Annotated in this window: 22 protein-coding genes; 10 read left to right on the top strand and 12 right to left on the bottom strand. The window is 42.9% G+C overall.

The genetic code is table 11. The features are described from left to right. Positions 1–275: 275 nt before the first annotated feature. On the bottom strand, positions 276–728 hold the full coding sequence (gene tnpA, locus U5K72_16410) for an IS200/IS605 family transposase (protein MDZ7720400.1): 453 nt from the start codon (positions 726–728) through the stop codon (positions 276–278). 724 nt (positions 729–1,452) lie between these two features. On the opposite strand from tnpA, the gene U5K72_16405 reads away from it, so the two are divergent. From U5K72_16405 to U5K72_16390, 4 genes are all read left to right on the top strand, one after another. After that, a complete protein-coding gene (locus U5K72_16405) occupies positions 1,453–1,845 on the top strand; it encodes a hypothetical protein (protein MDZ7720399.1) in 393 nt (130 codons plus the stop codon). Positions 1,846–1,996: 151 nt separating this feature from the next. Continuing rightward, entirely contained in the window at positions 1,997–2,695 is a 699-nt protein-coding gene (gene pdxH, locus U5K72_16400; protein ID MDZ7720398.1) for a pyridoxamine 5'-phosphate oxidase, read from the top strand. A gap of 345 nt (positions 2,696–3,040) precedes the next feature. Continuing rightward, positions 3,041–3,286, top strand: a complete 246-nt coding sequence (locus U5K72_16395) for a DUF433 domain-containing protein (protein ID MDZ7720397.1) — start codon at positions 3,041–3,043, stop codon at positions 3,284–3,286. Next, positions 3,286–3,654 (top strand): DUF5615 family PIN-like protein, encoded by a 369-nt coding sequence (locus U5K72_16390; GenBank protein ID MDZ7720396.1) that lies wholly within the window; start codon positions 3,286–3,288, stop codon positions 3,652–3,654. The genes U5K72_16395 and U5K72_16390 overlap by 1 nt, the downstream gene beginning before the upstream one ends. Before the next feature lie 73 nt (positions 3,655–3,727). On the opposite strand, the gene U5K72_16385 is transcribed toward U5K72_16390, so the two are convergent. Continuing rightward, positions 3,728–3,982 carry a type II toxin-antitoxin system VapB family antitoxin gene (locus tag U5K72_16385; GenBank protein ID MDZ7720395.1) on the bottom strand — a complete coding sequence of 85 codons (255 nt, stop codon included), beginning with the start codon at positions 3,980–3,982 and terminating at the stop codon, positions 3,728–3,730. A gap of 154 nt (positions 3,983–4,136) precedes the next feature. Here U5K72_16385 and mnmE point away from each other — a divergent pair, with 154 nt between their 5' ends. Then, a complete protein-coding gene (mnmE, locus tag U5K72_16380) occupies positions 4,137–5,588 on the top strand; it encodes a tRNA uridine-5-carboxymethylaminomethyl(34) synthesis GTPase MnmE (protein MDZ7720394.1) in 1,452 nt (483 codons plus the stop codon). A 632-nt stretch (positions 5,589–6,220) separates the two neighbouring features. Then, positions 6,221–8,704: a T9SS type A sorting domain-containing protein gene (locus U5K72_16375; GenBank protein MDZ7720393.1), complete on the top strand. Its 2,484-nt coding sequence runs from the start codon at positions 6,221–6,223 to the stop codon at positions 8,702–8,704. A gap of 390 nt (positions 8,705–9,094) precedes the next feature. Here U5K72_16375 and U5K72_16370 read toward each other — a convergent pair whose 3' ends face one another. From U5K72_16370 to U5K72_16360, 3 genes are all read right to left on the bottom strand, one after another. Continuing rightward, positions 9,095–10,339, bottom strand: a complete 1,245-nt coding sequence (locus U5K72_16370) for an ABC transporter permease (protein MDZ7720392.1) — start codon at positions 10,337–10,339, stop codon at positions 9,095–9,097. Positions 10,340–10,512: 173 nt separating this feature from the next. Continuing rightward, positions 10,513–11,742 carry an ABC transporter permease gene (locus tag U5K72_16365; protein ID MDZ7720391.1) on the bottom strand — a complete coding sequence of 410 codons (1,230 nt, stop codon included), beginning with the start codon at positions 11,740–11,742 and terminating at the stop codon, positions 10,513–10,515. 179 nt (positions 11,743–11,921) lie between these two features. Continuing rightward, positions 11,922–13,028, bottom strand: coding sequence for an efflux RND transporter periplasmic adaptor subunit (locus tag U5K72_16360; protein MDZ7720390.1), 1,107 nt, complete (start codon positions 13,026–13,028; stop codon positions 11,922–11,924). A 150-nt stretch (positions 13,029–13,178) separates the two neighbouring features. On the opposite strand from U5K72_16360, the gene U5K72_16355 reads away from it, so the two are divergent. Further along, entirely contained in the window at positions 13,179–14,060 is an 882-nt protein-coding gene (locus tag U5K72_16355; GenBank protein ID MDZ7720389.1) for a phosphodiester glycosidase family protein, read from the top strand. Positions 14,061–14,250: 190 nt separating this feature from the next. Then, on the top strand, positions 14,251–14,685 hold the full coding sequence (locus U5K72_16350; protein ID MDZ7720388.1) for an OsmC family protein: 435 nt from the start codon (positions 14,251–14,253) through the stop codon (positions 14,683–14,685). Positions 14,686–14,703: 18 nt separating this feature from the next. Here the strand turns inward: U5K72_16350 and U5K72_16345 are convergent, their stop codons facing one another. Together U5K72_16345 and U5K72_16340 are read right to left on the bottom strand one after the other, a co-directional pair. Then, entirely contained in the window at positions 14,704–15,084 is a 381-nt protein-coding gene (locus tag U5K72_16345; protein ID MDZ7720387.1) for a PIN domain-containing protein, read from the bottom strand. Further along, on the bottom strand, positions 15,081–15,278 hold the full coding sequence (locus U5K72_16340) for a type II toxin-antitoxin system VapB family antitoxin (GenBank protein MDZ7720386.1): 198 nt from the start codon (positions 15,276–15,278) through the stop codon (positions 15,081–15,083). The genes U5K72_16345 and U5K72_16340 overlap by 4 nt, the downstream gene beginning before the upstream one ends. 137 nt (positions 15,279–15,415) lie before the next feature. On the opposite strand from U5K72_16340, the gene U5K72_16335 reads away from it, so the two are divergent. Continuing rightward, positions 15,416–17,944 (top strand): M14 family metallopeptidase, encoded by a 2,529-nt coding sequence (locus U5K72_16335; GenBank protein MDZ7720385.1) that lies wholly within the window; start codon positions 15,416–15,418, stop codon positions 17,942–17,944. Positions 17,945–18,337: 393 nt separating this feature from the next. Further along, positions 18,338–19,588 carry a 4-hydroxy-3-methylbut-2-enyl diphosphate reductase gene (locus U5K72_16330; protein ID MDZ7720384.1) on the top strand — a complete coding sequence of 417 codons (1,251 nt, stop codon included), beginning with the start codon at positions 18,338–18,340 and terminating at the stop codon, positions 19,586–19,588. Between the two features lie 274 nt (positions 19,589–19,862). Here the strand turns inward: U5K72_16330 and U5K72_16325 are convergent, their stop codons facing one another. The 5 genes from U5K72_16325 to U5K72_16305 all read right to left on the bottom strand — a co-directional run bounded on the left by U5K72_16325 (position 19,863) and on the right by U5K72_16305 (position 24,881). Then, positions 19,863–20,870, bottom strand: coding sequence for a hypothetical protein (locus U5K72_16325; protein MDZ7720383.1), 1,008 nt, complete (start codon positions 20,868–20,870; stop codon positions 19,863–19,865). 26 nt (positions 20,871–20,896) lie between these two features. Continuing rightward, the gene (locus tag U5K72_16320) at positions 20,897–21,193 is read right to left on the bottom strand and encodes a DUF721 domain-containing protein (GenBank protein ID MDZ7720382.1); all 297 of its coding nucleotides are present in this window, start codon (positions 21,191–21,193) and stop codon (positions 20,897–20,899) included. A 1-nt stretch (position 21,194) separates the two neighbouring features. Then, positions 21,195–22,325 carry a DNA replication/repair protein RecF gene (locus U5K72_16315; protein ID MDZ7720381.1) on the bottom strand — a complete coding sequence of 377 codons (1,131 nt, stop codon included), beginning with the start codon at positions 22,323–22,325 and terminating at the stop codon, positions 21,195–21,197. A 179-nt stretch (positions 22,326–22,504) separates the two neighbouring features. After that, the gene (gene eno / locus U5K72_16310; GenBank protein MDZ7720380.1) at positions 22,505–23,791 is read right to left on the bottom strand and encodes a phosphopyruvate hydratase; all 1,287 of its coding nucleotides are present in this window, start codon (positions 23,789–23,791) and stop codon (positions 22,505–22,507) included. Between the two features lie 232 nt (positions 23,792–24,023). Next, positions 24,024–24,881 (bottom strand): hypothetical protein, encoded by an 858-nt coding sequence (locus U5K72_16305; protein MDZ7720379.1) that lies wholly within the window; start codon positions 24,879–24,881, stop codon positions 24,024–24,026. Positions 24,882–24,922 lie beyond the last annotated feature (41 nt).

Raw genomic sequence — 24,922 nt, 5'->3', positions numbered from 1 at the left:
CGTTCCTTCGGAACTTTCTTTTCTGCTTTGATTCCATCATTAATTGTGTTGAAATGTTCTTCATACATTAGTGACACTATTAACTGTTTTGTTTGCCTCTTATTTGTATGAACCGATATCTCTCTATTCCTTACAATTTTCAGAAATCCAGTCCCATTAATTTGCTCGAACATTGCTCCAACGGAGCAAGATCAACAGCATAGTGCGAAGCGCTATGGAATAATGGCAGACCAGATCCCATCAGCCCTGAAAGGGCGTAAGCCAGCCCTTTAATTTTAGTCCCACACATAACGTTCATCATAATCCATCCCATATTTGTCCAAAAACATCCTGAACTCATCTTTGAATGAAAGATGTTTGTGATGCGATTCCTGATCTCGAATATAATCACTCACCTTATCTACATTTTTCGGTGATACGGAGAAAATTCCATATCCTTCCTGCCAATAAAAATCCTTGTATTTCTCCCCTTTTGATTTGATCCACTTTGATGAATTTTGCTTCAATTCCTGAACCAATTTCATTTGGGATATCTTCCTTGATAACAGACATAAAAGATGAACGTGATTCTTATGTCCTCCAATTTGAACCGGATTGCATTCAAAATTCTTGCAAATTCCACCGAGATAGTTGTACAGATGGGGTTCGATCTGTTTATCGATCAATTTTACTCTGTGTTTGGTGCTGAAAATAATATGCGTATATACCTTGGATAATGATTGTGGCATTGCTTGTTGAATTATGGATTGCGCCCACTTCGGGGCTTTTGTTTTTAATTCGTTCTATTCTATTCATAGCGCTTCGCACTATGCTGTTGATGTCGTCCCTTTTGGGACTCTTCTTATATCTGTATGAACCAGGATTTTTCAATTCCTTACAGTTTTAATGAACTTCCTCGGTCAGAGTCCACGAAGTATCAACACGTCCAAAAAATTTAAGGTTACCTATACGTCTTTCTTGAAGTGGCCTCTTTTCTTTTTTAAACCGAATACCAATCCATAATATCCAACACTGATGAAGAATTACTCCAACTCCAAAAGAGCTCAAGTAAAAAAATCCCTGTCCCTGAGACTAGCCACCGAAGCATTTTACGGGATTAAATATATTCTAAGAGGGAAGTGAACAACCCGGACATTACCACAATCCCAAAAGAGCTGAATTAATTACTTATAAGCTGAAAATTCTAAAAACATTCATTCTTTAAAATTACAATATCGAAAATATGGGCATATAGCTTAATTTCAACGTTGCTCCAACGGAGCAAAATCAGCAGCATAGTGCGAAGCGCTATGGATTATGCAAGCACCAAATTCCATCAGCCCTGAAAGGGCGTAAGCCTTCTACAAAAAACCTTTATTGTTCCCTCAATTTTGTCAATATCCATTCTCTTAATTAACCAAAAATCATCCTATCTTTCGTAATGAAATTATATTGGCCATAAAATCTGTACCGATGAACAAAAAGGTTCGCAAAGAAGCGGAAAAACTCCACATTCCCACCATCAAACGGCACATTTTTTTGTGTGCGGATCAAACCAAACCGAAATGCTGCAAAAAAGAGATTGGTTTAAAATCGTGGAAATTCCTCAAGAAACGGTTGAAGAAGTTGAACCTTGACGGACAAGGCGGTGTTTATCGAACCAAAGCGAACTGTCTGCGTATTTGCAAACGCGGACCGATTGCCGTTGTCTACCCTGAGGGGGTGTGGTATCACTCCTGTTCGCCGGATGTTTTGGAGCGAATTATCCAGGAACATTTGATAGGCGGTACACCGGTTCAGGATTACCAGTTTGCAGAAAATCCATTACTTTTTGAAGATATTAACATTAAATCATCGGATGAGTGAACCCGTCAGACCGCACCCTCCATCGGCCAAGCCTGCTCTACGAAGTTTTAACGTAGTTGAGGCTATGGAGGGCAAGTCAAGCGGTCAGACGGGTAGTTCTTTTTCGGTCATCTCACTCATCAGGTAACCGGCCTAATTTAAAAATTATACCATGGTAAATATTTCGAGATTTATAAAACGATGGATGCCTGCGAAAGATGAAATTCAGGATCCCAAAAAGGCCATTGCCATGATTCGGCGTGAATATGAAGGTATCCCCCTGGATAAAGAGTCCGTCGATTTCAATCCATTTAATCAATTTACAAAATGGTTTAAGGATGCTGTTAAGCAAGTCTCTGCAGATGCCAATGCGATGACATTAACAACAGTCGGCGAAAAGGGTCAGCCATCCTCAAGAACTGTTCTACTGAAAGAGTTTGATAAGAGCGGATTCGTATTTTATACAAACTATCAGAGCCGAAAAGGCCGCCACATCCAAAACAATTCGCAAGTCTCGATTACGTTTTACTGGGCTGAATTGATGAGGCAGATTCATATTGAAGGAAATGCTCAAAAAGTACCGGATACGCAATCAGATGAATATTTCAAATCCCGGCCGGTAGCCAGTCAGTTGGGAGCCTGGGCCTCCAGCCAAAGTGAGGAGGTTGAATCACGATCTGTTCTCAAAGAAAAAATGAAAGAGTTTGAACAGAAGTTTGGTGATGAGATTCCGCGTCCGCCGCACTGGGGCGGATTTCTGGTAGTGCCGCACCGCATCGAGTTTTGGCAGGGACGATTAAACCGGCTTCACGACCGGATTTGTTATACGCTTGAGGAGGAAGACTGGGTGATTAAGAGGCTTTCGCCATGATCGTTGAGTAGCCACAGAAACACAGAGACGAATATTATCGTTGACACTCAGTTTTTCCCAATTCGAATACGTATTCTAATATAGTGTTATGCCAAGTATGAAATTTCGGTTTACTGAATGGAGTTATAATTTTGAGGCTGTCCAAAAAGAAAATGTGAGGGAAATCAATTTTTGATTTTTGTCATACTGGACCCCGATCCGGTATCTCCAAACATAGTTAAAGATTGGAGATTCTGAATCGAGTTCAGAATGACATCCTTTTGGACAGCCTCAATTTTTAACCGACATTTGATTCTTGACTCGACAATAGTTTCAATTTGATTGAAAATTAGCTTACTTATAAACATGGAAATCAGACACCCCGACTATAACCGAATCAGCATTAATCCTGAAATATGTTTTGGAAAACCCAGGATTGATGGTACCAGAATGCCTGTTTCAAGCATTTTAGAATATCTTTCTGCAGGTATGTCGGTTGAGGAACTTTTAAAAGAATTTCCATTTCTTTCTAAAGAGGATATCATGGAAGCATTGGCATTTTCAGCCAGGATGATGCAAGATAAATTCTTTCCTTTTGAACAAGCTTCTTAATGACATTTTTTCTGGACATCAATATTCCCTTGTCATTTGCCAATTTTTTAGAAGGTGAGGGTCATAAAACTATTATCGGGGCCAAATCAGGTTTTCATGGTTCCACTGACTGGGAAATATGTGAACATGCCATTAAAAATAAATCGGTAATTGTTACACACGATCTTGATTTTGGTGAATTGTTAGCTGTTAGCGGATCTTCAAAACCTTCTGTCATTATTTTTAGAATTCAGCCTCTTACGGTAGAGAATATCAAAGAATCATTCTCGCAAATCATCAAAGAAACAAAGAATGAATTGAATGAAGGCGCTATTGTTGTTATTGAAAAGAGTAGTTACAGGTTGAGAAAACTACCAATTCGCAAATAGATCGATATTTAAAATATTCTCATTTAAAGCTAAAATTTGAATTTAATCCAACAATTATCTTTAGATACTCTCCTTACCCAAACAAATCTTTTTCATTATAGTCCAGGATTTCTTCATCAGAACGTTCATCTAAACGAGTCAACCGAGCAACACGATTCTGAATTCGTTTGATCTCTTCCTGGATTTGCTTCCCTTTTGGCCTTCCGGTCTTCCTCTCCAATCGTTCTTTCAAAGCCTTCGAAATAGCTTCTGTAATAGTTTCCCCTGTCACTTCAGAAAGCTCCCTGGCTAACCGGTCCACTTCAGCATTTTTTATACTCAGTGCCATAATCATATTGTATTGATTATATATTTATATATAGAATATATAAAACGAAGTGATTTAAAACATATTCTGGCTTTTTTATCATTGATGGTATTTCAAACATTATTCATCCTCTCTATTTACAGTTATATTTAGGCAGATTAAAAAAAGACTACAAATGACTGACGAAATCTCACAAGAACATCCTATCGCCGCCATCGCCACTCCTGTTGGAGAGGGTGGAATTGCTGTGATTCGGGTATCCGGGAAGAATGCGATGGAGAAAGTGAGCCAGTGTTTTCAAGGAAAAAATCTTGCAGAGGTCGAATCCCACACCGTCCACTTCGGAAAAATTATCAATAAAGAAAACCATGTGGTTGATGAAGTTCTGGCCACGATTTTTCGAAGCCCGAGATCGTACACCGGGGAAGATACATTGGAGATCTCCTGCCACGGTGGGGTTTTGGTCACACAGGCTGTTTTGGAGACGGTGCTGGCGCAAGGTGTTCGATCCGCCAAACCAGGAGAGTTTACCCAGCGAGCTTTTTTGAACGGTAAACTGGAATTGAGTCAGGCTGAAGCGGTGGCCGATCTGATTCACGCCAAAAGCATCAAAGCGGTGGATGCGGCTCATCAACAATTGGAGGGACGGCTGGGCGAGCACATCAAAAAGTTTCGTCAGCAGATTATCGATGCCACGGCGATGGTGGAGCTGGAACTCGATTTCAGCGAAGAGGATGTGGAGTTTGCCAACAAAGAGCAGCTTCGGGAACTGTTGGTTGAGGTGGATGAGGAGATCGGCAGCCTGCTGGATACGTATGAAACCGGACGGCTTGTAAAAGACGGCGTGAAAACCGTATTCATCGGCCGGCCGAATGCGGGAAAATCCACGCTTCTGAACACGCTTATTGGAAGCGAACGGGCCATCGTCACAGAGATCGCCGGAACCACCCGCGATACCATTGATGCCGACTGGAGCTACGACGGACTCCTGTTCAAACTGATCGACACCGCCGGCCTTCGCGAAACCGAAGATATCATTGAAGCCGAAGGCGTAAAACGCTCCCAAAAAGCGTTCGAACAGGCCGACCTCGTCGTGTACCTGAAAGACCTCTCCCAACCGATCGATCCCGACGAACGGGAAGAGATCGCCTCCTTCCAAAAACGGGCCTCCAAAACACCCTTCCTGCTGGTAGGCAACAAACTCGACAAAAGTACGCCGGACAGCCCCGAGGGGTCGGGGCAGGCTCTGTCCGGCACCTCGGAAAGTATAAAAGGCGATGAACGCGGAACCCCAAAAGACGAACGCCTCCACTATGATCTGAAAATCTCCGCCCTCGAAGGCGAAAACATCGAACCGCTCAAAAAAAGAATGAAACAGCGCGCCCTCGAAAACAAAGACTACGATACCTCCAGCCTGCTCGTCACCTCCTCCCGCCACCGCGATGGGCTCCAAAAAGCCAGGGAAAACGTTCAGCGTGCCATCCAGGCACTCGACAGCGGCATGACCGGTGACCTGCTGGCCATCGACCTGCGTGCCGCGCTAAAAGAGCTGGGGACGATTACAGGTGAGATTACAACGGAGGATTTGCTGGACTCGATTTTCTCGCGATTTTGTATCGGTAAGTGAAGTAATACATTCAAAAAGCCACTCATTCATAGAATACTTTTCCCTTCCGTCAGGAAGGGTTGGTGGGTAACTAATCGAGAGGCACAACCACCCGCTTTCGTTCCATCGGAACGATTGGTAACCGTGCCGGTACCAGGCGTATCCCGAAAGCATTCAGGGACGCTTCTTCATCCACATTTTCGGCATGTTACCCACCAGTTGTTCTGTTCAAGTACCTGATCGGATGAATACAAATGATCTCGTTATCTTTAAAACCTCCAAGGTTTCCAAAACCTTGGAGGTTTCTTGTAACTAATCACTCTTTCGGCGGCTTCAGTATCTTCTCAATCATATCAGCGATCTCTTCGGGTGTTTTGTTTGCAATATCTTCAGCTGAAATCTATCAAGACAGCGGAGGCTATATCTGGTTCACCATGTACGATGGCAGCGTTCGTTACAACGGGCTCAATTTTAAAACATGCAGAAGCGCAAAGACACCCGTAATACCGCAATAAAAATCATCGACTTTAGCTCTTTGTATAAGATTGTTTTAGATTTACTTAATAGTTGTTTCGTATTTTTCTATAGCAGGAAGACAGTTTTAATAGCAGTATTTAGACAGAGGATCGTTATTTGAACGGAGAGTAAAGCATATGATTGAGTACTCTAAAATATTCGGGCATTTCTTAACATCTCTCTTTTTGGTGACATTTTTGATCATACCGGTATATGCTCAGCACGACTCCTCCGTTTTAAAATCCAATGGAGACCGACTTACCTACTACACAGACCATGAAGGAAACAGGATTCCCGATTTCAGTCATGCAGGATACCGAAACGGCGAAGCTGAACTCCCCTACTACCCGGTTAAAATTTCAGTGGAACCTCAACCCGGAGATGATACCAACAGGATTAAAGGAGCCATCTCTTCCGTTGAGGGATTACCCCCTGATAAAAATGGTGTTCGCGGTGCCGTTCTGTTAAAACCGGGAGTCTATCAAATTTCAGATCAACTGAGAATCGAAGCCTCCGGTGTGGTTTTACGCGGGTCTGGCAGTGGTCCCGATCCTGAAAACGCAACTATTTTGGAGGTTTCAAAATCATTTCGGGGAACGGTTATCCAAATCGGGTCGGGGAAATATGATTGGTTTAAACATTACAGAGATCCGGAAACATTTATAACTACCGAGTTTGTACCGGTTGGTTCGCGAAATTTTTCAGTTGCAGACATCAGTATTTTTGAAGTTGGCGATAATATCATACTGCGTCACAGGAGTTTACAAAAATGGCTCGATTCTATAAACGGGGGCGACACGGCTACCGATCCACCCTGGGAAGAGGGTTATATTGAAATCTACTACAACCGAACAATAACGGGAATTCAAGACAGCACTATTTCTATTGATGCCCCTGTTTTCAACCATCTTGACCGTTCCCTTTCCAAAACCTGGGTCTATCCGCTGGGTTGCGAAAATCTTGTTGAAGAATCCGGGATTGAGTACCTGAGGATTGAAATTCAAACCTCCGGACAAACTTCAGAAAATCATGCTGAAAATGGAGTGTTATTTAATGGCGTTGAAAACGGCTGGGCCCGTTATGTGAATGTTCTTCATTTTAGGTACACAGGTTTTGGTACTACAAATTCAAACAATATAACCATTGCAAACTCCGGGGCACTCGAACCGCATTCGTCTCAAAACAGTGGAAGGAGATACAATTTTAACACTCTGGAATTTTCAAATAATATTCTTTTTGAGAATATAAACTCCAGCAATGGCCGCCTGTCTTTTGTTTCGAACGGTGCAAGTGTGGCATCCGGCATTGTATTTTTGAACGCTCACTCCAATGGTGCCTTGAATTCTTCAGAAGGACACCAGAGATGGAGCCAGGGCCTTCTTTACGACAATGTTATCTTCGAAAATCCGCAGACCTATTTTGTGCTTGGCCTGTACAACCGCGGCGATTTTGGGTCCTCGCACGGATGGGGAGCCGTACACTCCGTAGCCTGGAATGTAGATGCGGGCGGACAGTATATTTTCATTCAAAAACCGCCTACAGCCCAAAATTATGGAATCGGGAATAAGGGAAAGGTGAACGGTGATGGAGTCTACGACCATCCCGCCGGATATATTGAAGGAACGAATACCGACCCCATTCCGCAATCACTCTACAGGGCACAGCTAAATGAACGTTTGACGTATGGAGTTCCCCCGGATGCACCTGCGAGGGTAACCGTATCCAGTACAGTGGAAAATCAATTGGATGTAAGCTGGAACCACTCCTCCGTTAAAGAAACTGAATTTATTATTGAGCGATCTTCAGATGATGGTCAAACTTTTCAAAGAATCGATACCGTTCAGGACAGCGATTCTTCATACTCCGATACCACTATTGGTGAAAAACTGTATCACTACCGGGTTCAGGCCAAAGATGCGAACGGGTTATCGGCATACTCAAACGTGGCATCCGGGCAAGCTGAATTGACGAATGATTATCTAAGCAACTTTCATCTTAAAAAGCCCTTTGATGAGACGGCCATTCAAATTGACAGCGATCCCGACAGCACGTTGAATTTTGAATGGAATATTCGTGAAACGGACCTCGATATTGATTTTACTTTACTGCTGGACAAACCGGTTAATGATTTTTCTGATCCATTGGCTGAGATAGATGTTGGCAGAGAGATAGAACATACAATGACTTACCGGGAATTGACGAACATTCTGCAGCAGGCTGACATCACTTTTGAAAGTGAATATGCTTTAAAATGGAGTGTTTTGGCGAGAACGAAAACACTCGAAAAAAGGGCTGATGAGCAGTTTTTTATCACACTTTTAAAGAATTCTGAGTCAGATATATTGGATGAAATCAACAAAGATACCGACCTGGACCAAAACTATCCCAATCCTTTTAACCCCGTTACTACAATTCGTTATTACCTGGCCAGGGAATCTGTTGTGACTCTTGATGTCTTTGATCTTTCCGGCACCCGTATCGCAACTATACAGAGTGGAAACAAGGAGCCCGGATATCACGATGTTGAATTTGACGGAAGAAATCTTGCCAGCGGCGTTTATATGTATCGCCTGAAAACCCATGATTTTGTTCAGATCCGCAAGATGGTTTTGATTAAATAACGTACCTGGAATTTTAGATTACAGAATCCCCGACTGGTGCAAGCGTTAAGCCCCAACTGGCGCAAGTGTTCAGCGAAGCGTCACTTGTGCCAGTTGGATCTTCAATGACACTTATTTTGATAACTGGTAAACGGGTTCTTTATAGTATGAGCCGAATCTGTTACAGCCCTTACAAAAAATTTATAATGGGATAAGTTTACCCGTCTGACCGCTTGGAGCGGTCTGACGGGTTTGTTTGAGAGCGCAAAGGTCTCGCTTGTGCCGGACCCATTCCCAGCCTCCTGACCCCCCTACCCCGCGACTGGCGTAAGTGTTAAGGGTAGCGTCACTTGCGACAGTTGGGGAAGTCTTTGCTTGACAGCTCGTCAATGACTTTTCGCATCCCTTCCCCTACTCATACCGCAAAGACTCCACCGGATCAACTTTTGCGGCTTTTATGGCGGGAAAAATGCCCGCAATCAACCCGATAAGTACCAGCACACCCACTGTGACAATAACGGCAAGTTGTGAGATTTCCGGTTTGCCAAGAAATTGACCGGCGCCTTCTGTCATATTCATGGCCAACACTCCATAGACAATTGCTGAGGAGACTGCCATCCCCAGCATTCCACCCAAGAAGGATATGAAGAGTGATTCAAAAACAAACTGAATGATGATGTGTATTTTTCTGGCTCCCACCGCAAGTTTTATACCGATCTCTTGTGTACGCTCTTTCACGATGACAAACATGATGTTTGCCACACCCACACCGGCAATCATCAGCGTAAAAAATCCGACTGTGAAGAGAAAAATTTCCAGGCCGGTTGCAACATTCTGGTTCATCTCTTCCATTTCGATGAAATCCCGCATCGGCATGGCCTGCTCGTCTGCCGGATCAAACTTGTACTTGTTTGAAAAAATATTCGTAACGGCTGATTTGATCTCTTCCTGTTTATTCGGATCGTTGGGCCGGATCAAAATTGAGCCAACATTTCGGTCGCCGTAAATATTTCGATAAGTCGTGTGTGGAATAATGGCGCGGTCAGCATCCGGACCGTTGTTCATAGAGGTCTGCATTTTGGATTGCATGATCCCAATAACTGTGAAAGGCACATCATTTAACATCACTTCTTTTCCGACGGGATTCTCATCCTGGAATATTCGTTGCGCGATCTCATCTCCTAAAAAGAGAACTCGCCGCATCTCATCCACATCTTTCTCATTAATAAAGCGCCCCCCTGCCGCAGGATACATTGTCCGCATAATCTCAAAATCCGGATCTACGCCTTCCATATAGGTGTTGGTGCGAATATCACCGTATTCAATGGTAGCTCCCCATCGTCCATACTGTGGACTTGAGTATTGCACATCCGGTACGGCGCGTTCAATCAAATCAACGTCATCTTCGGTAAATCGAATGGCCCGTCCAATTCCAAGGCCTTCGTAGTTCATGCTCGTTTGCCCGCCATAAATCACAATGACCTGATTACCCGCACCCAGCATTCCCTCCATCATACTGGTTCCCAATCCGCGACCAAACGCCAGCAGAAGTATCACTGAAAGTGTACCCCAGGCGATTGCTGAAAGCGTTAAAAAAGATCTCAGTTTTTGTTTTCCAAGATCAGAAAAGAATTCTCTGAATAAATTTCGCCACATGTTTCAAATATATCTGGTTTTCAAATCTTCCATTGAGGGAAGACAGGTTTATCAGGCTTTTCCTGATAAAGCAGATGGGTGTCAGGAATTGAGAATCTCGCTTAAAAACTCGTTCAACCGACACCCCTCGCCTTCGTTTCACTTCGGCACTCCCCTCAAGGGGAGATCTCTTTTTACCTCCTCAAACATTCTACAATATCCAGCCGCGATGCCCGCCATGCCGGAAGCATTCCGGCTGCAAATCCTACAAATCCTAAAACGGCAAATGCAATCAACCCAACCTCCGGCGAGAAGTAAGGAGCACCTACAAATTCCTTAATCGGAATATTTTGCGTGGCCTGAACCAAAAGCCATCCGATAACATAGCCCGCCCCGGCTCCCAATCCTATAATCAAAAACGTTTCCAGGAAAAACTGACCCATAATATGATGGCGCCGGGCACCAACTGAACGCCGAATACCGATCTCCTTCATTCGCTCCTGCACTACCACAAACATGATATTAGCGACTCCAATCCCTCCTACGGCAAGCGTAAAAAATCCAATCAACCCAAGGAAACCATTAATTCCCAAAAACATGATATCGATGAATGACCAAAACTCATTGGTATCCCAAAGTCCGATGGCATCTGTATCCGATGGATCAAACCGATGTTTTCGGCCCATCACTTCATATACTTGCGTTCGAATATCTTCAGCTAATTCCGGGTCTTGCGGAGTATAAATGATGTTATTGACGATATCGGTTCCCATCATGGTTGAAAACGTGGTGGCCGGAATAAACGCCCGATCCTGGTCTTGCTGAGAATACGATGAGTTTTGAATCTTCTCGGCAAGTACCCCAATTACAGTAAACGGAGTATCCTGCATCAACACTTTCTTTCCGATGGGATCTTCATTTTCAAACAGGTTTTGAGCCAGGCGGTTTCCCAGGAAAATTACACGTCGTTGATCTTCAATATCATCCTCATTCAGCCAACGACCGCCTTGCTGCTCGTACATATTCCGAACATCTTGATACTCCGGAAATACGCCACCCACGGATGAATTCCGACGTTTCTCTCCATACGATATTTGCAGATTCTGCATGTACTCGGGCAGCACAACATCCATCGCCGGAATTTGCTGTTTTAGCATCCAGGCGTCGGCTTCACGAAATCGAATGGGGCGGCCTACTCCATATCCTTCAAATGCTTTCGTGGTCTGCCCCGGAAACATAATGGCAAGCTGATCTCCCATCCCGCGCATATTCAATACCGTTTGATCACGGAACCCAACGCCAAAGGCCAGGAGCAGAATCAGTGTAGCCGTTCCCCACATAATCCCAAAAATGGTGAGAAAACTCCGCAGCCGCTGTTGGTTCAGATTTCGAAAAAGGTCTGTAAATAGACTTAGGATGGACATGGATGATTAAAACTCAGCATTCAAATTTGATTTACAATAAATCTCCCTTTCAGGGGAGACAGAGTTTTTCAAAAAGTTCTTGAAAAACTCAGAGGGGTGTTCGCTTTGCGTAGTGGGACATCCCCCGAGTTCATTCGCTAAACGCTCACTTCACTTTCCCCTTCAAAGGGGGATTCTCATTATCTAACAGTCAGAGTTCGGACAGGCCGTTCAAAAACCTTATCGCCTTCGGAAAGTCCCCCGGTTACAGCAACGGTGATGGCATCACTCAGGCCGAGTTCAATCTCTTTCTCAACGCGGCTGCCGGGTTCATCGCCGGGAATCTCAATGATGTTCTTCCCGTCTTTCATAGTAATAACTCGCTCAGGAATCGTAATCACATTTTCCACCTGTTCGATAATGATATCAGCATTGGCAGAATACCCGGCACGTAGCGTTACACCATTTGTATTGGTTATTGTAATTTCAACCGGAAAGACGGTGGCATTATCTTCCTGTGTAGCTTTCAGTGAAATCCGGGATACTTCTCCATACACAACTGCATCCGGCAATGCACCAATTTTAATTTCGGCGGTCATGCCTTCCTGCATCTTACCGACGTCAATTTCATCAACGGTTCCTTTAAAGAGCAATTTGTCCATTCCCGCAAGACTCATGAGTGCTGTACCGGCCTGGTAGGATGTTAGCGGAACAACCGGCTCACCGATATCTACCATTTTTTCCAGTATGTAACCGTCAACCGGAGCGCGAATCACCGATTCAATAACTGTATCACCAATGGAAATTTTACCCGATTCAAGAAGGTCGAGACGTTCCTGGCTGATTTGAAGACGAATTTTTACATCCTCATATTGTTGCTCCAGTTGTTCATATTCCTGGGCAGAAACGAGTTGTTGATCCATCAGTTTCTGCATACGCTGCATTTCGCTCTCGAGGCTTTTCTTCTCAATCTGCGTTCGTTCCAGGTTCCGTTTTGCTTCGGCAAGTTCAAGCGGTGTTGGGTCCGGCTTTACTTCAATCAGTGGTTGTCCTTGTGTAACATAGTCTCCCGGTTCAGCAAAAATTCTATTAACTACCCCCGATATTTTTGATTTAATTTCGATTTCATTTTCCGGCTCAATTGTACCCACCGCCAATGCTTTCTCCACAACTGTTCCGATCTCGGCGACTACAAATGGCTCCTGCTCTCCCTCTTTCGATGATGAATCACCCTGCAAAAAGTAGAAGGCACCGCTGCCCAATACCATCAGAAAGAGAAGAGTTATCCATAGTTTTTTTCCTTTCATCTGTACATCCTTTTTTTGATTCAAAACTCAATTATCAATATTGATAACCATCATTACGGAAGTTTTTTTTCAAGGTTGCTGAAATTTCAATCCCAATCTCATTCTTTTTTGTTTACTTTATTCGTAGTCTTATTAAATCAGAAAAAAGATTTGAAGAGAACTCTACATACATATCTTCTGAGAGGGTGCTTACTTGTATTCTCGATTTCATTCATTTTCTCACTCGATGTAGTTAAGGCTCAGGATTCATCAGACAATTCTGCTGCGAATATTACATGGACTACAGAAAGACTTGATAAAGGCATTTACTGGAAAAACTACAAAGGAGATGATCTCTTTGACTCCAAACAGAGTATCAATTTGGTGGAACTATTTTTAGACAGCATAGAAACGGAATTCGAGCTGGCTTTTCTTGAAGATAGTTTGATCAAAACGAGTGAGTTTGCATCTAAGAATAATGCGTTGGTTGCGGTAAATGGCTCTTTTTTTAATCGGGAATCAGGTGGATCTGTTGTTTTCTTAAAAGTGGACGAAACAGTCATTCATGAAGGACATGTAAATCGTAATCCATTTAATGAGCGCGGGGCTTTGGGTTGGTCAGAGAATCAACCCATTCAAATTTTAAAGAAACCGGCAGAAGGATGGATAAGCGCCGACTTTGAAAATATTTTGACTTCCGGGCCTCTTTTAATTTTTGAATCCGAAATTCAATCATTCAATAATAATTCGTTTCATCAAAACAGGCATCCGAGAACTGCGGTCGCCATAACAAACGACAGGCGCTTGTTTTTGGTTACTATTGATGGACGGTCGTTCCAGGCGTATGGAATGACAATCCATGAATTAACAAATTTTTTAGCGAACCTTGGAGCGAAAGACGCCTTGAATTTAGATGGCGGCGGATCTACCGCGATGTGGATCAAAAACAAAACAGAAAATGGAATTGTAAATTACCCGAGTGATAACTTGAGATTCGATCATAATGGTGAAAGAAATATTGCAAACGCCCTTTTGATATTATCTTCTAAATGAATGAATCTAAATCATGCTTGTAAGAAAATTCATAGTGTCCTAAGAAAACGTCAAGGTCAAGGCGCGCGAAGCCTCAAAAAGCGCAATGTACTACGTGTACATGAGCATTTTTGAGGCAAGTGGAACGCAGAGATTGACGTTTTCTTAGAGACACTAAATCATAACATAAATCAATAACTAACCTACAATTATGAAACGTATAGCAGAAGCAATTTGGAATGGTTCAGGAACTGAAGGATCGGGAACGTTAACCACACCCAGAAGTGGCGCTTTTACCGATCTGCCCTATTCAGTAAAACTAAGATTTGAAAATGAAGACGGAACAAAAGGAACAAATCCTGAAGAGCTGATTGGAGCCGCACATGCCGGATGCTACGCCATGGCTTTGAGTGTTGCTTTGGAAAAAGAAGGCTACACAGCCGATTCTATTGAGACGAAAGCGACCATTAGCCTGGATCAAAAAGATGGCGGATGGGCGATTACTAAAAGCGCCCTGCAACTTCAGGCTAAAGTGCCCGATATTGCCGAGGAGAAATTCGATGAAATTGCGAAAGGTGCTAAAGAAGGTTGTCCCGTATCAAAGTTGTTAGATGCGGAAATTACTCTTGAGTATACACTTAATTAAAAGATACGTCACTTATCATTAGTCAAATAGATCTACATCTACAACTTCATTAAGTAGTCGGAAATGTTTGTCTAATGAATATAACTTACATTGATGGTGTTTGGAGTTCTGGGCAATTATAAGATCCGGAATTCCAACACCATTAATACCTTTCCGAATGCATTTTACCTGGAATTCAATAATCTCATCCCAGTCAGTTTTTAAAGGTAACTTTCTGATTTTATAAAGTAGTCTGATAAGTTTTTTTTGCTTTTTTACTCTCAAGAAGGGAACTAATTCAGCAAGAATTATATCATTTGTTGTGATTAGATTTTCGTCAATAAGTACATCAACGATTGATGTTTGCTCACCCTGTTTAAAATAATCTATCCAGACAGATGTGTCTATAATAACGTTCACTTCTGGCGGTCTCTTAATTTGTCTATATCAATATCAAGATCAACCTTTCCTTTAAAATCTTTTATATCGGAAAGGGTCGATTTTCGAACAAGTTCTTCGAGTGCCAAAATGATTGTAGATGTCTTTGTTTTTTGGTTGGATAACCTCATCGCTTTTTGCAGCAGATCTTCCGGTAAATCAAGTGTGGTTCTCATCTCAGTTGATTGTTGATTTATATTTATGCATAAATTAAATAAATCATGCATAAGTATAAAACATTTTTATTTTTTGGTTAAGTTTGCTCACTTTTAACTTTCATAAATAAATCGACTTGCGCATCAGGCACTCCAAAATGAAAACAAAGGTTTTACTTTTAAGTAGTTTATTCCTCTCCTTTTTATATATCACACCAGCATTCGCTCAACTCCAATCGCCTGATGAATTTTTGGGTTATGAAATCGGAGATCGATGGACTCCCCATCACAAGGTCCTGGATTATGTAACCCACGTTGCTGAGGAGTCGGGGTACGCCACCATTCAAAAATATGGAGAGACATATGAGCATCGTGACTTGGTATACCTGGTGATTACAACTCCCGAAAATCATAAAAACCTGGAGGAGATCCGGCTGAATAATCTTCGAATGACCGGATTGGAGGGTGGAGAAACTACATCAAACAAAAAAGCCATTGTATGGCTGAGTTATAACGTTCACGGAAATGAAACATCCAGCAGTGAAGCGGCTATGAAAACGCTCTATGAACTGGTTCAGCCCCGGAATTACGAATCAAAATCCTGGCTTGAAAATACGGTTGTCATCATGGACCCGATGGTTAACCCCGACGGTCGTGACCGGTATGTGCACTGGTATAAACAGATAGCTGGAGAAGAACCGGATGCCAAATTCGTAGCCCGTGAACACCATGAACCATGGCCCGGCGGACGTTCGAACCACTACCTGTTTGACCTGAATCGTGACTGGGCCTGGCAGGTTCAGAAAGAAACTCAGCAGCGATTTAAAATCTACAAACAGTGGTACCCGCACATTCATGTGGATTACCATGAACAGGGGTACAATGATCCCTACTATTTTGCGCCGGCGGCCGAGCCGTTTCACCAAGTGATTACCGATTGGCAACGCGAATTTCAAACTACCATCGGCGAGAATCACATCAAATATTTTGACGAAGAAGGCTGGTTCTACTTTACCAAAGAACAGTTTGATCTGTTTTACCCCGGCTATGGTGACACTTGGCCGACCTTTCATGGTGCAATTGGCATGACGTATGAGCAGGCCGGTGGCGGCAGAGCAGGACTTAAAATTCACAAAGAAGAGGGAGATACACTTACACTCAAAGACCGGCTTCTGCACCATTATACCACGGGAATGTCAACGGTGGAGATCGCTTCTGAGAATGCTGACCGGTTGATTGATGAGTTCCAGAATTATTTTACTGAAGCCAGGGAAAATCCGGGCGGTCAATACAAAACATTCGTAATTAAAGCGGACAATAACCCGGACAAAATCTATCATCTGCTCTCTGAATTGGATCGGAATCAGATCACATACGGCACTGCCGGTGAAGATCGAACAGTGGATGGATACGATTATTCAACCGGCGAAACGGAACGAGTTTCTATTTCTGAAAATGATATTATTGTTAGTGCCTATCAGCCGCAGGGAAACTTTGTGCGTGTATTGTTTGAGCCGAATCCTGAGCTTTCCGATTCGCTTACCTATGACATTACCGCCTGGGAAGCGCATTACCGTTTTGGCCTGGAGGGATATGCCCTGGAAAACCGAATCAACCCGGAAATGAAGATCTCTGCCGATAACTTCAGATCGGCCGAAATTACCGGTACTGAAAATCCATACGCATATATCCTGGAGTGGAACTCATTGAATGATGCCCGGTTTCTGGCTGATATCACTAAAAAAGGTGTGAAAAGTCGCTTTTCGAAAGTGGATTTTGTGATTGATGGAAACTCCTATAAAAAAGGTTCATTGATCATCACAAGAAATAACAACCGGCAGCTTGGAGGTTCATTTGATGAAATTGTTGTTGATGCTGCTGAAAAATATCAGCGAACCATATACGGTTCACCGACAGGCTATGTATCGAGTGGATCTGATATTGGCTCAGATAATGTTGAATTCATTGAGAAACCACAAGTGGCACTTTTGATCGGTGAAGGTACATCCTCTTTGAATGCAGGCGAAATCTGGCACTTTTTTGATCAGCAGATCGACTATCCTGCCACTCTGATTCATACCGATCATCTGATGAGGGCAGACCTCAACTCATTCAACGTTCTGATTCTCCCATCTGGTTATTACACAGATGTTTTAACGGATCAGGCAATTGAAAAAATCAGTTCCTGGACCAGCAATGGCGGTACGCTAATCAGCTTTGGACAAACCAATCGAATATTAGCAGGAAGAGACGGGTTTCAGCTTCAGCGGAAAGTCATTAATGAAGATGCACCCACCCATGAAGATAATCTTCAGCCGTATGAAAACCGTGACCGAAACCGGGTCAGCTCAAATGTACCCGGGTCTATCTTTAAAGTTTCCGTTGACAATACCCATCCGCTGGCATACGGCTATAGTGATACCTACTACTCTTTAAAAACAGGTGAAGACACGTTTGAATATCTGGATTCCGGATGGAACGTAGGAGCTGTTCAATCGCGTGATGCAAACATGAGTGGATTTGCGGGTTACAAGGCACAACAGGATCTTGAAAACACGCTCTCTTTTGGAGTTCAGCCACACGGTTCAGGACAGGTGGTCTATTTTATCGACAATCCGCTCTATCGTGGTTTTTGGGAAAATGGAAAACTGTTGATTGCTAATGCCGTGTTCTTTGTGGGAAAGTAGAACGGAGTCTTGAATCTTAAGATTTCAATAGGACTCAAATTGAATTCATTCATCGCTGAATCTTTCCCCGCTCAGCTATGTTACTTCCAAACATTCCTTATCTTTACTCGTTAATCTGACAAAGAATGAACTACCTCGGGGCAGAGCCTACGAGGTATCAACTTATAATCCAAATTTTTTTAACAATTTATGCACTTATTGTGAAGTGTCCCCCTTCGAAGGGGGCAATGGGGGATGATCATTTATGCTTCAGAACCAAGACTTGGTCAATTCAAAACTCAGAACATCATCCCCCAGCTCACTCCGTTCGCTTCCCCCTTCGAAGGGGGACTTTTATCTTTTTTCCGACCCAGAGGGTCGGGGAATTAAACCACCTTTGATTAAATTCATTTCATGGCACGCAAAAAATTCGACATCCCTGTAATGTACCAATCTCCTGTGATCCGAAAGGTGAAGGAGGCTAACAAAATTACCGACCCCCGGAAAAAAGATCTCACTCCAACAACTCTTAATTTTGGCCCGGTTTCTTTTTTGATCCCCAGGCATTTTGGGTTTTGCTACGGTGTGGAAAATGCTATCGATATCGCCTATAAAACGGTTGAACAAAATCCTGATCAGGAGATCTATCTTCTAAGTGAAATGATTCACAATCCCACCGTAAATGAAGACCTTCAGGAAAAAGGTGTAAAGTTTCTTTTTGAAACAGACGGATCAGAAAATATCCCAATAGAGTCACTCGACTCGGATGATATTGTAATCGTGCCGGCTTTTGGAACCACACTCGAAATCCAGGAGAAGCTAAAAAAGCAAGGTATTGATCCGTATGAATACAACACCACCTGCCCGTTTGTAGAAAAAGTTTGGAATCGGGGAAGCCAGCTTGGTAAAAAAGGTTACAGCCTGGTAGTTCACGGAAAACATCGGCACGAAGAGACACGGGCAACATTTTCTCACAGTGCAAATCACTCCCCCGTGGTGATTGTTTTAAATCCGGAAGAAGCCCAAATCCTTGCAGATATCATGACAGAAAAGAGGCCTCTTGAAGATTTTGAAACTCATTTCGGGCATAAGAGCACCGATGGATTCAATCCGCTGGTAGATCTTGAGTACTTTGGCGTCATCAATCAAACTACCATGCTTGCTACAGAAACACAGGAAGTGATGGAGATCCTGAAAGAGGCTGCCGCCAAACGCTTTGGCGAAAGTAATGTTCTCGATCATTTTGCAGATACTTCCGATACACTCTGTTATGCTACAAACGAAAATCAGTCGGCTACCTATGCATTGGCAAAGGCAGAACCGGATTTAGCAATTGTAGTGGGGGGATATAACTCGTCCAACACCATGCATCTTGTTGAAATTCTTGAGGATCATTGCCCCACATACCATATTCGGGATGCAAGTGAGTTTGAATCACCTGAACGAATTCGCCATTTCAATCAGTGGAAAAAGGAGATGCTTGTCACAAATAACTGGCTGCCCGTAGATCAGCCTACTCTTCGTATTGCACTTACATCGGGGGCCTCCTGCCCGGATGTATTGGTAGATGAGGTGCTATTGGAACTGCTTGAGTTTTTCCCGAATGCCCGATCCATTGAGGACGTTCTCAGCCCGTTTGATGAAACTGTTGAAGCTGAGAATTAAATTTCAGGAGACAATTTTTGTATGTATTTACCTTGGCAGTGCGATAGCTCCTGTCAGAGTCGCGTTGGCCGGTTTTCGAGGGGAATGCCTTATCCCACAACTGACAGGAACCGAAAAGCACGGCGTTCTGTCAGGTTGTTTGACTCAAACCGCTAAACACGTACCCATATTTTGCATCGGGAAGTGCGGAAAGGAGAGATTATAGAAGTCATCCGATGAGTGAGATAGCTTGATCAGTACAATTTCCGATTATAATCATCGGATGACTCAGCTTCTATTCAGGCACAATTCTAAAGTAGGAAACTCTTTCCGGTTGAAAGCTTCGAATTCGGATGTTGAAATCTTCATTTACAATCTCAATTTCCGGTTCCACACGGCCCGAATCATCCTGCTCAATCACTGAATAATCAACATACGCCCGAAAAGGCCGTGAATCCCGGATTTGTGAATATTGATTGAGGGGAACATCAAACCGAACCGTTATAGCGGATGGATTATAGGTAACGGCCCGCCCGGCAGGGAGATTAACGGTACGTATGGGTACACGAACTTCTGCCTCCGTAAATTCAGCTACCTGAACCTGGAAATTCACTGCTTCTATTTCCAGGCTTAAGCCTGAACCCGGTTCTTCAAGTTCTACATCTCGCTGAATATCACCATTAAGAGCATCCAGTTGAACCTTTTTCGTTTGCCATTCAGTAACAGAATCAATTGCGGAAGCAGTGCCGGAAATGGTTACACTATCTGGTGTAATTTCCGGGTCATGTAAAAGTCTGAATTGCTCTCTTAAATTCAATTGAACATTACTTACAATCGGTACCTTTTTAGTTGCCTTTTCTTCGGTTTCAATAGAAATTTGTGCAGGCTGCACCTGGATAATATTCAGGTCGGAAAAAGCATTGATTTGATTTCTTAACTGTTCAGACAGGTTTACATCTTCGGTTTGAGCTGTAACCAACAGGCGAGGAGGATTGTTATAAACGGGGATAATATTCCACCCTTCGCCAGATATATTTACCGTTGCAGCTTCAGGAATTTCACTGCTTACAATCTCATTTTCGGGCACATTCGCCACCTGGATCGGCACCTGGATGGTTACATTAAAATCCCGGCTTAAATTCACAATAAACCAAAGGCAGACGGATATAAAAAACGCAATGCTAAAGGCTATAATCTTCTCGCGTTTTTCAGATTGATCAATATCGGAACCCTCCCCTCCTATACCTCCTTCATCTGAGAATAAACCACGAACCCACTCTGTTATGGAATTAAAGTAACTCATCTTACCTGCAAATATGTGCAATTATTTCATGTTCGAACAACGATATCTTTTACCACTTTTGCATTCACTTTATCATTCAACCGTTTTGCAATTGAGTAACGGTTAGAATGAATCTCGTATCTCCATGCTTCATTTTTTACAATTACAATAAGTTTTGAACCCTCAAATTTAACCTTTTCTGTAACAGAATTGATATTTTCTCCTACCACTTCCGGCCAGTAATGAAGAACAAGACCGCGCTTCAGCTCTGTTTTCTGCGGAATCTTATCCATAAACTCGCGCAGAAGTTTTTCCAGTGATTTGGGTTTTCTTCCGAATGCCATATCAGAATTTACTGCTTACTGTTCCATTTTCTACCGTAAACCACGCATTTTGTTCAATACTTTCAAACATTTTTTTATCAAAAGGGCGCTCCGACGCTGATGTTATAAACGTCTGTCCCGAGTGTTTCGTCAGTGCTTCGGTAATTACATCAATTTTTTGTTGATCCAAATTTCCAAATACATCGTCAAGCAACATAATGGGCAGATCATCTAACTCATCAGAATAATAAAATAGTTGTGCCATCTTCAGCGCCATAGAAAACAGCCGGTGCTGCCCTTGTGATCCGTAATTACGAAGTTCAATATCGCCCAGGTAAAAAACAACTTCATCTCGGTGCGGCCCGATAATAGTTTGTTCGCGTTCCGCTTCTTTTTCGAAATTGCTTTCAATCTGATTTTCATATACACCACGAATCTGCTCATATGATTCGTACTCCTCGCAGATCGATTCATATCGCAGTGATGGTTTTAAATTCAGCCCGGTAATGCTCACATACTGTATGGCCAGGTACTCCCTGAACTTCTCCAGCACTTCAGCCCGTTTTAGGATGATAGCAGCACCCGTTTCTGCAAGCTGAACATCCCAGGGCTCCAAATATGATTTGAGCATTGAAAGCGGTCCGTGATATTCCTGCAGAAGTTTATTTCTCTGCTTTCTGATTTTCCTGAACTTAATCAGATCCCGCAAATACTTCGGTGATATCTGGCTGATCATACTATCGAGAAACGTTCGCCGCTCGGCAGGGCCCTCACTGGTCAACTTACGATCTTCCGGGCTTAACACCACTACCGGTATCATACCGATCAGATCAGAGAGGCGATCCAACGGACTGTCGTTTACAAAAATCTTTTTTCCCTCTCCCCGCGAATAGCTGCAACTTACTTTGAATGATGAACGAATTTCACCTTCAAAATCCCCATCAATCATAAAATATTTTTCGTCTTGATGGGCTACATACCGATCACTCGAAGCCACAAAACTTCGGGTCATACAGAGATAATGAATGGCGTCAATCAAGTTCGTTTTGCCTGCGCCATTTGGACCCGTAAACAGGTTCAGATGGGGTGCAAATTCAACTTCAGTCTCTTCGTGATTTCGAAAATATTGAAGTTTTAATCGATTGATGCGCATTCATGATGAGGTTTGAGAAGTGAGTCTTGAGTACAAGTACAACGGACAGCCTGTCCGTTACCCAACAAATAGAATTCAAAGAATGAATTAATTTGAAATATAGGAAATAATAGGCCGGGCAAGCTGACCGGCCTACTTAAAATTCCTCACGACTCGAATCTCAAGACTCACGACTGTTTTTAAAATCCAAATACGTCTTTACCGAGAAAAATGGCACTTTCGCCCAACTCCTCCTCAATTCGCAGAAGTTGATTGTATTTGGCAATTCGATCGGTACGACTCATGGATCCGGTTTTAATCTGTCCGGCGTTCGTAGCCACAGCAATATCGGCAATGGTGGTATCTTCTGTTTCACCGGACCGGTGTGAAATTACGGCTGTATAATCATTTTTGTGAGCCATCTCAATGGCATCCAGCGTCTCAGTAAGTGTTCCAATCTGGTTCACTTTGATGAGAATAGAGTTCCCAACTCCCTTGCTAATACCATCTGCAAGCCTGTTTGTATTGGTAACGAACAGGTCATCTCCCACAAGCTGAATTTTATCACCAATGGAGTCGGTCAGTTTTTTCCAGCCATCCCAGTCATCTTCATCCATTCCGTCTTCAATAGAGATGATCGGATATTTTTCAGCCCATTCGGTCCAGTAACTAACCATCTCGTCGGAATCTCGTTTGGAACCATCGCTCCATTTAAATTCATACACTCCATCTTCCTTATTGTAAAATTCAGATGCAGCCGGATCGAGTGCAATCAATACTTCATCGCCGGGTGTGTAGCCTGCTTTTTCAATGGCTGTGAGAATCACTTCAACGGCCTCTTCATTTGATTTGAGATCCGGAGCGAATCCACCTTCATCCCCTACGGATGTATTGTATCCTTTCGATGAGAGAACCTTTTTGAGATTATGGAAAATTTCTGCTCCCATCTGTACAGCTTTACTATAAGTATCCGCGCCGGATGGCATAATCATAAATTCCTGTGGATCTACATTATTATCTGCGTGCGAACCACCATTGATAATATTCATCATAGGCAGGGGAAGCACTTTCGCATTTACACCTCCAAGATATCTCCAGAGCGGCAATCCGGTTGACTGAGCTGCTGCTTTTGCAACCGCCATCGACACGCCCAGAATGGCATTTGCCCCCAGTTTCGATTTATTGGGAGTACCATCCAACTGAAGCATAATCTGATCGATCTCGGTCTGCAGGTAAGCCGGGTATCCTACAAGCTCATCGGCAATACTGCCATTTACGTTCTCAACAGCTTTTTTTACACTTTTACCGAGAAAATAGTCTTCATCATTATCTCTCAATTCAACAGCCTCATAAACGCCTGTCGAGGCCCCGGAGGGAACCGCCGCTCGTCCCAAAATTCCATTGCTCAGGGATACATCTACTTCTACAGTTGGATTTCCCCGTGAATCCAAAATTTGCCTTGCATGAATATCTTCTATCAAACTCATAATCTTAATTTAGTTAGTTAAATTTGCATCACTGTAATGTACTGTTAAATACAGTTAGCATAAAGTGGGAAAGATGAATAGTTTTCGGCTCAGAGTCTGTCGCGGCTACTGAATTCCTGAAATAAATTATAGTATAAAGAGAATGGGATTCGCCAGCCGAAAAATGCAATCGGCAGGCGAGCTACTCTATCAGAAATCATCAAAAATTACGACCTATAGAAAGGCAATATCTCTACCACAACCAGCCGAACGTAAAGGTGATCTGGGGTGATCCGAAAAATTTCTGAGCATCAAAGAATGGCTCCAGCTCAAGCGTTTGTTCGCCGGTTTCCGGATCGGTTATTACAACAAAATCTTGCCTGCCGGTTTCCCTGTTGAATTGTGTGACAGGTTGGTTCGGCATCATTATCTGTATCCCATCAGGGTAATAGTAGAAATAGTAACCAAACTCTATGGAATTTAATCTTGCAAAATTTCCACCGATATCCAGTCCGATTTTCATTTCGCCGGTTCCGCCTAAATGCCAATCTCCCTGATTCCACCCGGAAAGTATATCATTAACAGGCTCAAAATAGTTGCTAAACTGCTCGCGGTATCCATTATTGTTATTATCCTCAAAATAAGGATAGGAAAATGAAGCCACCGGACCTATAGAAGCGCTGAGGAAAAACCTATAATCTTCCTGAATAATATTTGAGAATAACCGGTGCCTGATTCCCAGTAATAATGGAAAAGCAAATGCCCGCTGGTATTTGTTCGGTATAATCTGCTGGCCAAAGAAATAATCGGTAAAGGTTTGTTCACTCGCATCTCTCAATCCCCCCACTCGCAAGCTGGCCATTATTTCGGTACTGGGAGCTACAACTTTGCGGAACTCTCCTCCCAAACCAAAACCAAAATTGTTCATGACTACATTAAAACCAAAACCAGAATCGTATTCACTCTGAATGTTAGATAGGTTTCGAACAACCTCTTGAACTTCTGGCTCTGTGGTTTGAGCATTTAAGTAAGCCGGTGTAGAAATAATAAATGCAAGACTAAAAAATAGCAGGTATAAAAACGATTTTTTCATATGAAGAAATTTATCCATTTGTTTTCATAACGTAAATACTAACTTCGGCATTGCATCAA

Source organism: Balneolaceae bacterium (assembly GCA_034521495.1).
Taxonomy (GTDB): domain Bacteria; phylum Bacteroidota; class Rhodothermia; order Balneolales; family Balneolaceae; genus Rhodohalobacter.
The sequence above is the reverse complement of the archived record's forward strand: the minus strand, read 5'-3'. Positions and strand labels throughout refer to the sequence as shown.

What these genes read in the sequence shown, in the direction of transcription:
- tnpA (MDZ7720400.1), bottom strand. Translation starts at nt 728, where the DNA reads ATGCCACAATCATTATCCAAGGTATATACGCATATTATTTTCAGCACC.
- U5K72_16405 (MDZ7720399.1), top strand. Translation starts at nt 1,453, where the DNA reads ATGAACAAAAAGGTTCGCAAAGAAGCGGAAAAACTCCACATTCCCACC.
- pdxH (MDZ7720398.1), top strand. Translation starts at nt 1,997, where the DNA reads ATGGTAAATATTTCGAGATTTATAAAACGATGGATGCCTGCGAAAGAT.
- U5K72_16395 (MDZ7720397.1), top strand. Translation starts at nt 3,041, where the DNA reads ATGGAAATCAGACACCCCGACTATAACCGAATCAGCATTAATCCTGAA.
- U5K72_16390 (MDZ7720396.1), top strand. Translation starts at nt 3,286, where the DNA reads ATGACATTTTTTCTGGACATCAATATTCCCTTGTCATTTGCCAATTTT.
- U5K72_16385 (MDZ7720395.1), bottom strand. Translation starts at nt 3,982, where the DNA reads ATGGCACTGAGTATAAAAAATGCTGAAGTGGACCGGTTAGCCAGGGAG.
- mnmE (MDZ7720394.1), top strand. Translation starts at nt 4,137, where the DNA reads ATGACTGACGAAATCTCACAAGAACATCCTATCGCCGCCATCGCCACT.
- U5K72_16375 (MDZ7720393.1), top strand. Translation starts at nt 6,221, where the DNA reads ATGATTGAGTACTCTAAAATATTCGGGCATTTCTTAACATCTCTCTTT.
- U5K72_16370 (MDZ7720392.1), bottom strand. Translation starts at nt 10,339, where the DNA reads ATGTGGCGAAATTTATTCAGAGAATTCTTTTCTGATCTTGGAAAACAA.
- U5K72_16365 (MDZ7720391.1), bottom strand. Translation starts at nt 11,742, where the DNA reads ATGTCCATCCTAAGTCTATTTACAGACCTTTTTCGAAATCTGAACCAA.
- U5K72_16360 (MDZ7720390.1), bottom strand. Translation starts at nt 13,028, where the DNA reads ATGAAAGGAAAAAAACTATGGATAACTCTTCTCTTTCTGATGGTATTG.
- U5K72_16350 (MDZ7720388.1), top strand. Translation starts at nt 14,251, where the DNA reads ATGAAACGTATAGCAGAAGCAATTTGGAATGGTTCAGGAACTGAAGGA.
- U5K72_16340 (MDZ7720386.1), bottom strand. Translation starts at nt 15,278, where the DNA reads ATGAGAACCACACTTGATTTACCGGAAGATCTGCTGCAAAAAGCGATG.
- U5K72_16335 (MDZ7720385.1), top strand. Translation starts at nt 15,416, where the DNA reads ATGAAAACAAAGGTTTTACTTTTAAGTAGTTTATTCCTCTCCTTTTTA.
- U5K72_16330 (MDZ7720384.1), top strand. Translation starts at nt 18,338, where the DNA reads ATGGCACGCAAAAAATTCGACATCCCTGTAATGTACCAATCTCCTGTG.
- U5K72_16325 (MDZ7720383.1), bottom strand. Translation starts at nt 20,870, where the DNA reads ATGAGTTACTTTAATTCCATAACAGAGTGGGTTCGTGGTTTATTCTCA.
- U5K72_16320 (MDZ7720382.1), bottom strand. Translation starts at nt 21,193, where the DNA reads ATGGCATTCGGAAGAAAACCCAAATCACTGGAAAAACTTCTGCGCGAG.
- U5K72_16315 (MDZ7720381.1), bottom strand. Translation starts at nt 22,325, where the DNA reads ATGCGCATCAATCGATTAAAACTTCAATATTTTCGAAATCACGAAGAG.
- eno (MDZ7720380.1), bottom strand. Translation starts at nt 23,791, where the DNA reads ATGAGTTTGATAGAAGATATTCATGCAAGGCAAATTTTGGATTCACGG.
- U5K72_16305 (MDZ7720379.1), bottom strand. Translation starts at nt 24,881, where the DNA reads ATGGATAAATTTCTTCATATGAAAAAATCGTTTTTATACCTGCTATTT.